Source organism: Microvirga terrae, from assembly GCF_013307435.2.
Lineage (GTDB): Bacteria > Pseudomonadota > Alphaproteobacteria > Rhizobiales > Beijerinckiaceae > Microvirga > Microvirga terrae.
In genome coordinates, this window is the sequence record NZ_CP102845.1 from 4,589,316 (window position 1) to 4,602,691 (window position 13,376).

Sequence of the window (13,376 nt, forward strand, 5' to 3'; positions counted from 1 at the left end):
GTGATGCAAAGCGGCAGCCGCAAAGATCACCAAGATAGAAAGCAGGTGCCACGCAAGATCAAGAGTTGATCCGAACCCTATCGATTTTCTTTAGTCGGCCCGATCGGCCCGGCCGCGCTGCCGGACACGCACGCATGTCCCCTCAGGCCTCACCGGCCCCGGCGATCCTTCTGGAAGCTGGCGAAGAGGTAGAAGCCGTTGAAGCGCACGCCCTCCATGGCAGCCTTCCGGTCGAAACCGAGGGGTGCCTCCTGGCTTTCGATCCGACCGCCGAACTGCCAGTGCGGTCCCACGACGAACGAGGGAACCGAGCGCTCTTCCGGGACGGCACAGACCAGACCGTCCGGCTGCGTACTTTGGAACAGATTATATGAGTACATGTCCCTGCTCCTGTGTCGGCCTCACGAATCGCACCCTGCCGGAAAAGAGTGACAGGAGTGTGATATTGCAGCGCAGCAAATACAGAATTTCTTCTCTGACTCTGTCCAAACGAAGTGGCGCAAGGAGACGATCCTTTGTTAGGCTCGTTCCAGACCGGTAGGTCCAACCACGGAAGAGGGAGCTTATCAGCATGACCAATCGGAATGCTCTTCGGCGGGGTTTCTTCGGGCTCGGTCTTCTTGCCAGCCTGCCTTTGTCCGCGCCGGTTCTGGCCCAAGCCCTCGCTCCTGCTCCAGAAGCTCCCACGGGGCGAACGCTCAAGTCCGCCGGCACGGCGACGAAAGACATGGTTGCCGCCGCCAATCCCCTGGCCGCACAAGCGGGCCGGGACATTCTCGCGGCTGGCGGCAGTGCGGTCGATGCCGCGATCGCCGTTCAGCTCGTCCTCAATCTCGTCGAGCCACAGAGCTCAGGCATCGGCGGCGGCGCTTTCATGGTCTTCTGGGACGGAAAGACAATGACGACGCTCGACGGGCGCGAAACGGCTCCGGCTGCCGCGAAGCCGGAGCGGTTTCTCGGCCCCGACGGCAAGCCGATGAAATTCTACGATGCCGTCGTCGGCGGCCGCTCGGTCGGCGTTCCGGGCACCTTGCGCCTGCTGGAAACGGCTCACAGAAACTGGGGCAAGCTGGCCTGGCCGCAGGTGATCGAACCCGCGGCTCGTCTCGCCGAGGAGGGCTTTGCGATCTCGCCGCGGCTCAACGGGCTCCTGGGGCAGGAAAAGTATCTCCAGAACGATCCAGTGGCCCGCGCCTATTTCTATGAGGCGGACGGCACGCCAAAGGCGGTCGGAACGGTCCTCAAGAACCCGGCCTTCGCCAAGACCCTCCGGGCCATTGCCGACAAGGGCGCGGATGCCTTCTACACGGGCGAGATCGCCCAGGACATCGTGACCACGGTGACCGGCCACGCCACGAATCCGGGCGACATGACCCTTGACGATCTGAAGGGCTACAAGGTCCAGGAGCGCGATCCCGTGTGCGGAAACTACCGGGCCTACAGGATCTGCGGCATGGGCCCGCCGAGTTCGGGTCAGGTCGCGGTGCAGCAGATCATGGGCGTCCTGGAGACGCAAGACATGGGGTCGCTGAAGCCCGACCCGGAGGCGGTTCATTGGATCGCCGAGGCAGGCCGCCTCGCCTATGCGGACCGGGCACTCTTTTTGGCCGATCCCGCCTTCGTCAACGTGCCGGTCAGGGGCCTGACCGATCCGGGATATCTCAAGAGCCGTGCGGCCCTGGTCGACCCGAACAAGTCCATGGGCAAGGCGAAGCCCGGCGATCCGCCCTTCCAGAAGACCTTCCTGTGGGGGCCGTCGGACGGAATCGAATTCGGCACGAGCCACATGTCCATCGTGGATCGCAACGGCAACGCGGTGTCGATGACGACCACGATCGAGGATGGCTTCGGCTCGAGGCTGATGACCAAAAGCGGATTCCTGCTCAACAACGAACTCACCGATTTCTCCTTCGCCACGACGGACGACGACAAGCCCGTCGCCAATCGCGTCGAGGCGGGCAAGCGCCCCCGTTCCTCCATGGCGCCGACCATCGTGCTCGACGGCAGCGGCAAGCTCTACGCGGTCGTCGGTTCCCCGGGCGGCAGCCTCATCATCAACTACGTGGCCAAGACCCTCGTGGGCATCCTGGACTGGAAGCTCGATCCGCAGGTCGCAGCCGATCTTCCCAATGTCGGGAGCCGCAACGGCCCGACCGAGCTGGAGGCCGGCACGGAGGCCGAAGGATGGAAGGCGGCGCTGGAGGCGAAGGGCCACGAGGTCAAGCTGATCGACCAGAACTCCGGCATCCATGCTATCGTCGTGACGCCAGCCGGGCTGGTGGGCGGCGCCGACAGCCGCCGCGAAGGCGTTGCCATCGGCAACTGATCTTGCCTGGGCGGCTCTGCTCGATTAGGCCGCCCTCACCATCATAGAGGATTGCAGGTGTCCATGCGTATCATCATCGTCGGCAAGGAAGGACAGGTCGCCCGTGCGCTGGCGGAGCGCGCGCGGGCGCACGGCGCTCAGGCCGTCCTCGTCGGCCGCCCCAAGCTCGATCTCGCCGATCCCTCAGGCATCGAGGACGCGCTGATCGAAACCGGCGGCGACCTGATCGTGAATGCCGCCGCCTACACGGCCGTGGACCAGGCGGAAACGGACCCTGAACTGGCGGAAGCCATCAACGGCATCGGCGCGGGCGTCGTGGCCGGTGCCGCCACGGCGATGAACGTGCCCGTCATCCACCTGTCCACCGACTACGTCTTCGACGGCACGGCCGACCGGCCCTATCGAGAGGACGATCCGGTCTCGCCGCTGGGAGCCTATGGCACGTCGAAGCTTTTGGGCGAGGAAGCCGTGGCGGCCGAGGCTGAGGATCATGTCATCCTGCGCACCGCCTGGGTCTACAGTCCGTTCGGCAAGAATTTCGTGAAGACCATGCTGCGCCTCGCGGCCGACCGTGAAGAGCTCGGCGTGGTCGGCGACCAGCATGGATCGCCCACCAGCGCCCTCGACATCGCGGACGGCATTTTCGCCATCAGCCGCAACCTTCTCGAGCGGCGGGAGGACCGGACGCTGCGCGGGTTGTTCCATATGACGGGGACGGGCTTCGCGAGCTGGGCGGAATTCGCCACGGAGATCTTCGCCCTGTCGGCCCGGCTCGGCGGCCCTTCGGCGAAGGTCCGGCCGATCGCAACGGCGGATTACCCGACGCCGGCCAAACGGCCAGCCAACTCCCGGCTCGACTGCAGCAAGCTGAAAGACGTCCACGGGGTGGTCCTGCCGCTCTGGCGATCGTCCCTGGAACCTTGCGTCAAGCGTCTGATCGAGGAAGCGCGCAAGGAAGTGGCGCGCTGACGACCGGATCGGAGAAGGAAATTATGAAACTTTCCGCGAGAAAAGACGATTGTTCTTTTTAAAGAACAATCGTAGGATCCCCTCATGACCTCGCCGCACCAACCCGACTATCACCTGGAAACCCGCCTCGTTCATGAGGGCCATCAACGCACGCCCTTCGGCGAGACGTCGGAAGCGCTCTTCCTCACCCAGGGTTTTGTTTACGAGAGTGCGGAGAGCGCGGAGAGGCGCTTCCTGAACGAGGAGCCCGGCTATAGCTACAGCCGCTACTCCAATCCGACGATCGACGCCTTCGAGCAGCGGATCGCTGCCCTTGAAGGGGCTGAGGCGGCCCGGGCTACGGCGAGCGGCATGGCAGCGGTGACCGCCGCCATGGTCGGACAGGTCCAGGCGGGAGATCATGTGGTGGCCGCCCGCGCTCTCTTCGGCTCGTGCCGGTGGGTGGTGGAGGATCTCCTGCCCCGCTTCGGCGTCGGCTGCACTCTCGTCGACGGCGCCGATCTGAACCAATGGCGCGAGGCGGTGCGACCGGAAACAAGAGCTTTCCTGCTCGAGACCCCGACCAACCCGAGCCTTGAGATCATCGATATCGCGGCCGTCGCAGCAATCGCGCATGAGGCGGGCGCGACGCTCACCGTCGACAACGTCTTCGCCACACCCCTCTTCCAGAAGCCCCTGGTCCTGGGGGCGGACTGCGTTGTCTATTCCGCGACCAAGCACATCGACGGACAGGGCCGCTGTCTCGGAGGCGTGATCCTGGCCTCGACCGAATTCATCGAGACGAAAGTGCAGCAGTTCCTGCGCATGACAGGGCCGTCGATCTCACCTTTCAACGCCTGGGTGCTCCTGAAGGGCCTGGAGACCCTTCCCCTGCGTGTCGAGAGGCAGACGGCAACGGCAGGCTATCTTGCGGACGCCCTCCATGATCATCCCAAGGTTCAGCGGCTGACCTATCCGGGTCGGGCTGACCATCCTCAGGCCGAGTTGATCCGGCGCCAGATGAGCGGTGGCTCGACCATGATCGCCCTCCAGGTGAAGGGCGGCAAGGAAGCAGCCTTCCGTTTCCTGAATGCGCTGAACCTGATCCGGATTTCGAACAATCTGGGTGACGCGAAGAGCCTCGTCACCCACCCGGCCACGACCACGCACCAGCGATTCACGCCGGGTCAGCGCGGCGAGATGGGCATTCCGGACGGCCTCGTGCGCCTTTCAATCGGGCTCGAGCATCGTGACGACCTGCTGGCCGATCTCACGGGTGCTCTCGAGCGCGCGTGAGCGCGAACCTATACTCTTGAGCCGATCTATTGCGGCGTCTGCGAGGGCGCGGACGTTGCGGGCGACCGCGCACCGGTGCCCTGCTGAGACTGCACCCGGTCGAACATGCGCAGGGCCGCATCGACACAGGACTGCGTCGATTCCCGATTCCCGCAGACGACCCGAAGCTGCGTATCGCCGCTGCGCAGGAAGAACCGGGCTCCGCGCTCGGGCCGCTCATCCCGATCATCGTCATCGTCCCGCATGATCGGGCTGCGGCGGCGGTCTCGGTCGCGATCCCATCCGTCGTGGCTCTCGCGCCAGCTTCCGCGACCGAAATCGTCACGGCTTCGCGATGATTCCTGACTCCACGCGCCGGTCGCCAAGACGACAAGGCCAGCGGCCAGAATGAATGCTCTCTTCATAGAAATCTTCCTCCGGAGATGATGCTAGAAACAGGAATGGATCCGCTTCCTCGTGGCACGAAGCAATTGCGCGCCATCACCAACGGATGTGAACAGGCCACAGGACGCTTGGTTCCTGTGGGGCGCGCACCTGCTGCATCCGAACCTGCAGTGCACCGGACCTGAGCCGGGCGCGGCACGACCATCGGAGTGGCTGAAACCAGGATTATCCGACATTCCCCAGTGCAATCTGGCTTGTCTCCATACTCTCACGAGGCGCATGAGCCGCGGAACCCCGACTGCACCTCTACGTTGGCCTTCTGCTCTTGCTGAGAAGGAGGCCGTCATGAAGTGCCAGTTCTGCCACCAGGAAATCGAGAACCCTTGCCACAATGCCCAGGAGATGCAGCAGCGCGCGGCCAGTCATGTGGAGCGCTGCGAACATGCGCTCCAAGACCAGCAAGGCATGGGGTCGGGCGCGCACCGCAGCGATATTCAAAGCAAAGGCTGAAGTCATGGCCGGCAAGGCTGACGACCGCGCTCAAGGTTTGGCCGAGCGGAGCCTGAACGCCAGCATCGTCCCTCCGACCGAGGAGAACTCTGTCCATCGAAGCCGCGACGATCGTTCTGCCAGCGACCGCCGACTGGACGAGAACGATCAGCGCGAGGGGTTGGAACAAGCCGATCCGGCAACCTCGACGGCGGACAGCCGCAGCACGCCATAGGAGTACGCGATGGCCCGCAAAGCCCGTATGAGACCGTCTTGGAAGAAGGCGAAGGCCCGCAAACGGAAGATCTTGGGATCCCGCAAGGAGCGAGTGACCCAACGCAGCTGACTTCGCTGAATTCTGCTCCGGCGGCCCGCGAAAGCGGGTCGTTTCATATAGCAGTCGAGATTCCTGAGTGGCACCTTATCACCGGAGACATTTGAATTGTTATAACAATATTGTAGTGATAATACCCTAGAAGATCTATTGTGCTTTCCCACACATCGGACATTGTGCTCACGGTTGTAGTGAAAACAAAAGCAAACGACCCAGGGAATACTTCTAGGAGGACCTCATGACTGCATCGTCGCTCAGCTTCAAGCTGGCTGTACTCTTCGTCATCGCCGGCATGGCGATGGGGATCGGGATGGCGGCTTCCCAGGATCATTCGATCATGCCGGCCCACGCGCATCTCAACCTGCTCGGCTGGGTGTCGCTGTTCCTCTTCGGCATCTATTACGAGCGTCGTCCCGCGCTCGACAGAAGCCGCCTCGCCATGATCCAAGTGGTTGTCTGGTCGATCGGCACGGTCATCCTGACGGTCGCGGTCGCCGCGCTTCATCTCGGCTATACGGCGTTCGATCCGGTTGCCGCGCTCGCTTCCCTGATCGTCCTGGCTGCGATGATGCTGTTCGCCTATTTCGTCTTCAGGCCGGCGCGGGACATCGCTGCGTCGCCGACAGCCCGCCTGACGCCTGCCGAGTGACAGCATGCCGAAGGGCAGCCCCTGCTGCCCCGCATTCACCGCGGCGGTGACCCACACGCCTTCGCGCCTGCGGAATTCCAGCTCGGCGCGGGCGCTCGATTGGCCGTGTCCAGAAAAGAGAAAGCCCCGCTCTTGGCGGGGCTGTCCTATCGAACCTTTGGCGCTCCCTAGGGGACTCGAACCCCTGTTTTCGCCGTGAGAGGGCGACGTCCTAGACCGCTAGACGAAGGGAGCTAGCAAGGTTGAGGCCGCTCGTATAACCACCCTTCCGAATCCCTTCAAGCCCTTTTGCTGAAAAAAGCGAACGGCTCAGATCAAATGAGGATGCGGTGAACGGCGCGACGCGACAGGAATGGCTTCTGGAACACGACATGACGGCGGATCGGCTCGACCGCGTGCTGACACGCCTGCAGGCGGATCTGTCACGAAGCCGCGTCCAGGCTCTCATTCGGGACGGGCAGGTCACCATCGACGACGTGCCGGTCCTCGATCCGAACCGGAAGGTTGCCGGCGGCATCCGGATCACCCTGACCGTGCCGCCGCCCGTCCCGGCCGAACCTGCCGGCGAGGCGATCGATCTCACCATCGTCTACGAGGACGACGACTTGATCGTCATCGACAAGCCCTCCGGGCTCGTCGTGCATCCGGCCGCCGGGCACGATTCCGGCACCCTGGTGAACGCCCTCATCGCCCATTGCGGCGAGAGCCTCTCAGGCATCGGAGGTGTGAAGCGGCCCGGGATCGTTCATCGCCTCGACAAGGACACCTCAGGCCTGCTGGTGGTCGCCAAGAACGATCTCGCCCACCAGGCGCTGGCGGCGCAGTTCGCCGATCACGGCCGCACGGGTCCCTTGGAACGGGCCTATCTGGCGATCCTCTGGGGCGTGCCCGAGCGCCGGCGAGGAACCGTCGACGCACCGCTCGCTCGCAGCACCCACAATCGAGAGAAGATCGTCGTGGTGGGCGAGGACCGTGGCCGTTATGCGATCACCCATTACGAGGTGCTGGAAGGACTGCCCCCGGACCAGCCTCTCGCGAGCCTCGTCCGCTGCGAACTGGAGACGGGGCGTACGCATCAGATCCGGGTCCACATGGCCCATCTCGGCCATCCGCTTCTGGGGGATGCAACCTACGGGTCCGGCTTCAAGACCAAGGCGAACCGGCTCTCCGGCGCACAGAAGGAGGCGCTCGATGCCCTGAATCGGCAGGCCCTGCATGCCGCCATCCTCGGGTTCGAACATCCGCGCAGCGGGGAATTCTTACGCTTCGAGAGCCCTCTCCCGTCGGACATGGCGGCACTTCTGGAAGCTTTGCGGGCTGAAATTTAGCGTCAATCGGTCGCAAAATGACGTCACGCTGGCACCCTTGCGACTCTGGAGCGTTCACCACGTCTTGAAGCCTGATGCCTCTATTCGGACAACGTTGAACCGCTTATATAGGGGGTTAGGGCGGCCGGCCTCGGAGGGGGGCCGCCCCAGGCTTGCCTCATGGTGAGGGAGCCAAAGGAGGAGAAGATATGGCTGCAGCGCTTCCGGTGCTTGCCAATGAAGGGGGCCTTTCGCGCTATCTCGACGAGATCCGTCGCTTCCCCATGCTTGAGCCGCATGAGGAATACATGCTCGCCAAACGCTGGCGCGAGCATGGAGATCGCGAAGCGGCCCATAAGCTCGTGACGTCCCACCTGCGCCTGGTCGCCAAGATCGCCATGGGCTATCGCGGCTATGGCCTGCCGATCGGCGAGGTCGTGTCGGAAGGCAATGTCGGTCTGATGCAGGCCGTCAAACGCTTCGAACCCGACAAGGGCTTCCGCCTCGCCACCTATGCCATGTGGTGGATCAAAGCGGCGATTCAAGAATACATCCTGCGTTCCTGGTCCCTCGTGAAGATGGGCACCACGGCGAACCAGAAGAAGCTGTTCTTCAACCTGCGCAAGGCGAAGGGCCGGATCTCCGCATTCGAGGAAGGCGATCTTCGCCCCGACCATGTCAAGCAGATCGCAACCCAGCTCGGGGTGACCGAGCAGGACGTGGTGGACATGAACCGCCGCCTCGGCGGTGACGCCTCCCTCAACGCGCCCCTGCGTGACGAGGGTGAAGGCGGCGGCGAATGGCAGGATTGGCTCGTCGACACCAGTCAGAGCCAGGAACAGGTGCTCGTCGAGGAGGAGGAAGGCCAGAACAGGCTGACCGCCCTGCGTTCGGCGCTCTCCGTGCTCAATCCACGCGAGCGCCGCATCTTCGAAGCGCGCCGTCTTTCGGATGATCCAATTACGCTCGAGGAGCTCTCCACCGAGTTCGGCGTCTCCCGCGAGCGCGTCCGCCAGATCGAGGTCCGCGCCTTCGAGAAGATCCAGGAAGCGGTCAAGAAGAACCTGACCCAGATCGAGACCTCGTCGGCCGACGCATAAGCCGGCTGGCGACGAAACCATGAAAAAAGCCGCGCAGCGAGCGCGGCTTTTTTGCTGTCAGGAGCAGGGTTGCCCTACTGCCATTGGTTGAAGGCGTCGTTGAGGATCTGGCTGCCGGAGCCGCCTTTCTCGAAGCTCAGGATCGCGCGCTGACCGGACACCATCCGGACCGGCAGGTCGATCCAGTTGCGGCGAACGAACAGCTGGGTGTTGCGCGCCACGTCGACCTGCAGGTTCGACAGCCCGATCAGGAACAGATTCTCGCGCACGGGCACCGGCAGCCCGGCGACCGGGGTTCCGCGCGCGGCTTCCTCATCCTTGAACTGGAGCAGCCCGACATCCCGGATGACGCGGTTCACGTCGCCTTCGCGGGTCGTGAAGGTGAGTTCGACCGTATGAGAGGCGGGCAGTGTCGCGTCGAGGTTGCGCCTCAAGACCATGCGCATCGTCAACCCGGCCTCGGGCACCTCGATCAGGGCGCTGACCGCTTTCTCGAGCGGCTGCCCCTGACCGGGATTCACGTCCTCAAGACGCCATGTCACGCGCCCGACCTGCGCCTTGGGGGTCTGCGGATTGGACGGATCCTCCTCGTAGAAGACCGCACGCTGCACCACGCCGGTCTCCTGGCGGGGCGCCGAGGCGGGAGCGGTCGTCGAAGGAGCCTGTCCGCCGACCCGCTCGTTGATCTTGGAATCGGCCGGGGCCGGCTGGGGCGCCGTCGCGACGGGGGCCTCGGGCGCGAGATCCTCGGGCTTGTCGCGCCATAGGAACGCGAAGGCCGCGATGGCCGCGATCACGAGAGCGAGCACCGAGCCGAAGATGATCGTCCGGCGCCGTCCCTTGCCCTGCATGGCCGGATGAGGGCGGCTGTCGATCTTGGGACGGGCTACGGCCGGCTCCGCATAGGCGTCCGCGGCCCCCTCGTCGGCGGCAGCCTGAGGGGCGGGAGCCCGGAGGCCGTGAACGGAACCTGAGCTCCGGGTCTCCTCCGGCCCCGCCCGGTCGCGAGCCGGCGCAGGCGGGAAGGGATCGGGATCGAACCCTGCGGCAGGTACGACGTAATCCGCCTCGACCCGGTCGATCGCCTCGTCGAGAGAGCGGCCCTCCTGCTGGATCTCCGTCTCGCTCAGAGGCGGATTGAGCGAACGCAGCTGGGCGATCAGAGCCGTGCGGGCGCGCTCGTAGACGGCGCGCCGCTTGTCGGGCGTCTGCTCGGGCAAGCCTTCGACGGCTCGTGCGATGAGAGGGTAATAATCTGCCATTTCTCTCTGGGAATGACCCGCCGTGGCTCCGTCGTCAACCCTCAAAGGGGTTCTTCATGAGGATTGTGTCGTCACGCTCCGGCGAGGTGGAGAGCACCGCGACGGGCGCTCCGATCAGTTCCTCGACGCGGCGAACATACTTGATGGCCTGTGCCGGAAGGTCAGCCCAGGAGCGTGCTCCTGCGGTCGAACCGCTCCAGCCTTCGATCTCTTCGTAGATGGGCTCGACGCGGGCCTGCGCGCCCTGGCTCGCCGGGAAGTAGTCGATGGTCTCGCCGTCGAGCCTGTAGCCGACGCCGATCTTGATGGTCTCGAAGCCGTCGAGGATGTCGAGCTTGGTGAGCGCGATGCCGTCGATGCCGGAGGTGCGCACCGTCTGGCGCACCAGGGTGGCATCGAACCAGCCGCAGCGGCGCTTGCGGCCCGTGACCACGCCGAATTCCTTGCCCTTCTGGCCGATCATCTCGCCGATCTCGTCGAACAGCTCGGTCGGGAACGGCCCCTCGCCGACGCGGGTCGTATAGGCCTTGGCGATGCCGAGCACGTAGCCGACGCCGCCCGGCCCGAGGCCCGAGCCGGTCGCCGCCTGGCCGGCCACCGTGTTGGACGACGTGACGAAGGGATAGGTGCCGTGATCCACGTCGAGCAGCGCGCCCTGCGCGCCTTCGAACAGGATGCGCTTGCCGGCCCGCCGCTCCTCGTCGAGCAGGCGCCATACGGCGTCCATGTAGGGCAGCACCTTCGGGGCCACGGAGGCCAATTCCTCGTAGATCGCCTTCGGCTCGAACTCATCGAGGCCGAAGCCGCGGCGAAGGGCGTTGTGGTGGGTGAGCAGCCGCTCGATCTTCTCGGGCAGAGCCGAGAGATCGGCGAGGTCCATGAGGCGGATGGCGCGGCGGCCGACCTTGTCCTCGTAGGCCGGACCGATGCCGCGCTTGGTGGTGCCGATCTTCGTGCCGGCGCTGCCGCTCTCGCGCAGGGCGTCGAGCTCGCGATGGATCGAGAGGATCAGCGTGGCGTTCTCGGCCACGCGCAGGGACTCGCGGGTGATCGAGACGCCCTGCTCGGCGAGGCGCTCCACCTCTCCGGCGAGCGCATGCGGATCGAGAACCACGCCGTTGCCGATGACGGAAAGCTTGCCCGGGCGCACGACCCCGGAGGGCAGCAGCGAGAGCTTGTACACCTTGTCGCCGATCACGAGGGTATGGCCGGCATTGTGCCCGCCCTGGAACCGCACGACCACGTCCGCCTGTTCGGACAACCAGTCGACGATCTTGCCCTTGCCTTCGTCGCCCCACTGGGCGCCCACGACAACCACGTTCGCCATCGCTCAATGCCTCACACAAAAAAACCCCGGCGCAAGGCCAGGGTTGGGTCAAAAACCTTGCAAACCCTCATGGTGGATCGCGCGCCTCAGGTCAAGGCGGAATGCGCCTCGATTCCGCCATCATAGGAGCCCTGCGCGGCGGGAATATGATTTTGCATCGAGCCGCGATCGCCTGGAGGTCGATGGGCGGATCCCCTTTCCTGCATTGCCGGGCGTGTGCCGATGCTGCGAGGCGCGGGGCCTGTCGGATTGGAGTGGCGGGTCCTGACACCCCCTCCGACATCACCGGCTCTGTGCTGGTGATCTCGATTGGTTGGAACGCCGCGTCTCACCGGATCGGGATGGCCCGTCCTGATCCTCTCCCGTCATCACCGGGCTTGTCCCGGTGATCTCGCCTGTCTGAAGCGCCGGTGCCTCACCGGATCGGGATGGCCGGCACAGGGCCGGCCATGACGTGGCAGGGTCGGATGACGGAGGAGCGTCGCGCTGCGGTGCCGGTTTGTGATCTGTGGTGATGTCAAAGAGCCAGCACCTGCGGGCCCGCAGCTTGCGCTGCGAGCCTTCAGGATGATCGAGGGTGGCGCGAGTGGCAGCCCGGCTCGATGTCTGAGGTGATAAGCGAGAGCCAAGCTGCTCGTCGCGCACGGTTCTTTTCAGGCGGACCAGCTGGGCAGAGCCCAAGGTCGGCCTCCTGCGCGCCCAGGGGTGCGAAGCCTGTCGCAGGACCGTGCCGGCTCCCACACTTGCGACGCCTCGCGAGCGCGCCCCTCGAAGGAACCGATCTGCGCCATGATATAGCTTAGCTTGGCACCGCCTGTCAAGAACAAAGTGAGAACACATCGTTGCGCAGACCCTGCCACGTCATCACCGGCCCTGTGCCGGTGATCCCGATCCGGGAAGCGACGCGCCTCACCGCATCGGGATGGCCGGGACAGGCCCGGCCATGACGGGGAGAGTGGAATGACGGGCGGAGGGTGGCCGACACAGGTGGGTGCCAGCACGGACGGAGGGTGGCGAGGAAGGGCGGAAGGTGGCGAGACGAAGGGACGGCACCGTGAGAGCAGGCCCTCCCGTCAGGCCCGTCCGCGGGCGCTCTTTGCCGTCTTCACCCGATGCTCGATGAAGTTGCGGATCTCGCGGACGCGACGCTGGGGGTCGAGCACCTCCGCGTCGATGCCGTGCCGCCAGGCGAGATCGAAGCGGGTCGGGTCCCGGTCGAGGGCCGCCAGGTCCTGCGTATACGCGACGGCGTCCTCGGTCGTGCGGCAGAAGCCCTCCGTCACGAGCATATCGGTCCGGCGGCCCAGGATGGCCGCGAGCTCGCCCAGGGAAAACTCGGGATGATACTGCACGCCCCAGAACACGCCCCCGTCCTGGCGGATCTCGGCGGCCTGCACCGGCGAGATCGCATTGCCGGCGAGCACCGTGCAGTCGCCCGGCAGGGCCGTCACCATGTCGAGGTGGATGGCCGGCGCGTCGAAGGCCGGGGGGCGGCCGTCGAGCATCGGATGGCCCTGGCCGGCCTCGGTCCGGGTGATCTTGCGGGCGACACCCACCTCGCGCCCGAGCGGGTTGGGCCGCACGTCCCCGTCTGCCGCGACGGCCGCCACCTGCAGGCCCCAGCAGGAGCCGAAGGACGGGGTGCGGGAGGCGTAGACCGCCCGCATCAGGTCGATCTGGCGCAGGATATCGGGGGTGCGGTCATAGATGTTGAGATGCGAACCGGTGAGCACGATGCCGTCATAGGATTCGAGCCCGGCCGCATCCGGCAGGTTCGCGCCTTCGTCCGTCGGGAAAGCGATGTCGCAGACGGCCTCCCGGTCGATGCCCTGGATCACGTCCGCATAGGATTCCGACAGCGTGAGTCCATAGGCTTGCCTGTGGGCCTGCCTTGCACCCCGCGTATTGCCCTCAACCACCAGAAACCGTAAGGCCATGCGTGTCATCCGCTCCT

The 13,376-nt window shown here is 65.0% G+C and carries 12 protein-coding genes and 1 tRNA gene; 7 read left to right on the forward strand and 6 right to left on the reverse strand.

Translation table 11 applies throughout. The features are described from left to right. Positions 1 to 149: 149 nt before the first annotated feature. Positions 150 to 380 (reverse strand): hypothetical protein, encoded by a 231-nt coding sequence (locus HPT29_RS21570; protein ID WP_173947565.1) that lies wholly within the window; start codon positions 378 to 380, stop codon positions 150 to 152. A gap of 191 nt (positions 381 to 571) precedes the next feature. Between HPT29_RS21570 and ggt the strand changes: the two genes are divergently transcribed. The 3 genes from ggt to HPT29_RS21585 all read left to right on the forward strand — a co-directional run bounded on the left by ggt (position 572) and on the right by HPT29_RS21585 (position 4,570). Continuing rightward, a complete protein-coding gene (ggt, locus tag HPT29_RS21575) occupies positions 572 to 2,326 on the forward strand; it encodes a gamma-glutamyltransferase (RefSeq protein ID WP_173947566.1) in 1,755 nt (584 codons plus the stop codon). 63 nt (positions 2,327 to 2,389) lie between these two features. Next, positions 2,390 to 3,295 (forward strand): dTDP-4-dehydrorhamnose reductase, encoded by a 906-nt coding sequence (gene rfbD, locus HPT29_RS21580; protein WP_173947567.1) that lies wholly within the window; start codon positions 2,390 to 2,392, stop codon positions 3,293 to 3,295. Between the two features lie 84 nt (positions 3,296 to 3,379). Continuing rightward, complete coding sequence (locus HPT29_RS21585; protein WP_173947568.1) at positions 3,380 to 4,570, forward strand: O-succinylhomoserine sulfhydrylase; 1,191 nt, start codon at positions 3,380 to 3,382, stop codon at positions 4,568 to 4,570. 26 nt (positions 4,571 to 4,596) lie between these two features. Here the strand turns inward: HPT29_RS21585 and HPT29_RS21590 are convergent, their stop codons facing one another. Beyond that, positions 4,597 to 4,974, reverse strand: coding sequence for a hypothetical protein (locus HPT29_RS21590; protein WP_173947569.1), 378 nt, complete (start codon positions 4,972 to 4,974; stop codon positions 4,597 to 4,599). Positions 4,975 to 5,396: 422 nt separating this feature from the next. Here HPT29_RS21590 and HPT29_RS21595 point away from each other — a divergent pair, with 422 nt between their 5' ends. Both HPT29_RS21595 and HPT29_RS21600 read left to right on the forward strand, forming a co-directional pair. After that, positions 5,397 to 5,678, forward strand: coding sequence for a hypothetical protein (locus HPT29_RS21595; RefSeq protein WP_173947570.1), 282 nt, complete (start codon positions 5,397 to 5,399; stop codon positions 5,676 to 5,678). 337 nt (positions 5,679 to 6,015) lie between these two features. Further along, on the forward strand, positions 6,016 to 6,426 hold the full coding sequence (locus HPT29_RS21600) for a hypothetical protein (protein WP_173947571.1): 411 nt from the start codon (positions 6,016 to 6,018) through the stop codon (positions 6,424 to 6,426). 158 nt (positions 6,427 to 6,584) lie between these two features. On the opposite strand, the gene HPT29_RS21605 is transcribed toward HPT29_RS21600, so the two are convergent. Then, positions 6,585 to 6,660 (reverse strand) — tRNA-Glu (locus HPT29_RS21605). Between the two features lie 137 nt (positions 6,661 to 6,797). Here HPT29_RS21605 and HPT29_RS21610 point away from each other — a divergent pair. Next, on the forward strand, positions 6,798 to 7,754 hold the full coding sequence (locus HPT29_RS21610) for an RluA family pseudouridine synthase (RefSeq protein WP_173947578.1): 957 nt from the start codon (positions 6,798 to 6,800) through the stop codon (positions 7,752 to 7,754). A gap of 188 nt (positions 7,755 to 7,942) precedes the next feature. Beyond that, positions 7,943 to 8,833, forward strand: coding sequence for an RNA polymerase sigma factor RpoH (gene rpoH / locus HPT29_RS21615; RefSeq protein ID WP_173947572.1), 891 nt, complete (start codon positions 7,943 to 7,945; stop codon positions 8,831 to 8,833). A 74-nt stretch (positions 8,834 to 8,907) separates the two neighbouring features. Here the strand turns inward: rpoH and HPT29_RS21620 are convergent, their stop codons facing one another. The 3 genes from HPT29_RS21620 to HPT29_RS21630 all read right to left on the reverse strand — a co-directional run bounded on the left by HPT29_RS21620 (position 8,908) and on the right by HPT29_RS21630 (position 13,359). Continuing rightward, entirely contained in the window at positions 8,908 to 10,095 is a 1,188-nt protein-coding gene (locus HPT29_RS21620; RefSeq protein WP_173947573.1) for a histidine kinase, read from the reverse strand. Positions 10,096 to 10,129: 34 nt separating this feature from the next. Further along, positions 10,130 to 11,422, reverse strand: coding sequence for an adenylosuccinate synthase (locus HPT29_RS21625; protein WP_173947574.1), 1,293 nt, complete (start codon positions 11,420 to 11,422; stop codon positions 10,130 to 10,132). Positions 11,423 to 12,495: 1,073 nt separating this feature from the next. After that, positions 12,496 to 13,359: a type 1 glutamine amidotransferase gene (locus HPT29_RS21630; RefSeq protein ID WP_173945160.1), complete on the reverse strand. Its 864-nt coding sequence runs from the start codon at positions 13,357 to 13,359 to the stop codon at positions 12,496 to 12,498. Positions 13,360 to 13,376 lie beyond the last annotated feature (17 nt).

Coding starts and splice junctions, on each gene's coding strand:
- ggt (WP_173947566.1), top strand. CDS start 572: ATGACCAATCGGAATGCTCTTCGGCGGGGTTTCTTCGGGCTCGGTCTT.
- HPT29_RS21590 (WP_173947569.1), bottom strand. CDS start 4,974: ATGAAGAGAGCATTCATTCTGGCCGCTGGCCTTGTCGTCTTGGCGACC.
- HPT29_RS21585 (WP_173947568.1), top strand. CDS start 3,380: ATGACCTCGCCGCACCAACCCGACTATCACCTGGAAACCCGCCTCGTT.
- rpoH (WP_173947572.1), top strand. CDS start 7,943: ATGGCTGCAGCGCTTCCGGTGCTTGCCAATGAAGGGGGCCTTTCGCGC.
- HPT29_RS21595 (WP_173947570.1), top strand. CDS start 5,397: ATGCGCTCCAAGACCAGCAAGGCATGGGGTCGGGCGCGCACCGCAGCG.
- HPT29_RS21600 (WP_173947571.1), top strand. CDS start 6,016: ATGACTGCATCGTCGCTCAGCTTCAAGCTGGCTGTACTCTTCGTCATC.
- HPT29_RS21570 (WP_173947565.1), bottom strand. CDS start 380: ATGTACTCATATAATCTGTTCCAAAGTACGCAGCCGGACGGTCTGGTC.
- HPT29_RS21630 (WP_173945160.1), bottom strand. CDS start 13,359: ATGGCCTTACGGTTTCTGGTGGTTGAGGGCAATACGCGGGGTGCAAGG.
- HPT29_RS21620 (WP_173947573.1), bottom strand. CDS start 10,095: ATGGCAGATTATTACCCTCTCATCGCACGAGCCGTCGAAGGCTTGCCC.
- HPT29_RS21610 (WP_173947578.1), top strand. CDS start 6,798: ATGACGGCGGATCGGCTCGACCGCGTGCTGACACGCCTGCAGGCGGAT.
- HPT29_RS21625 (WP_173947574.1), bottom strand. CDS start 11,422: ATGGCGAACGTGGTTGTCGTGGGCGCCCAGTGGGGCGACGAAGGCAAG.
- rfbD (WP_173947567.1), top strand. CDS start 2,390: ATGCGTATCATCATCGTCGGCAAGGAAGGACAGGTCGCCCGTGCGCTG.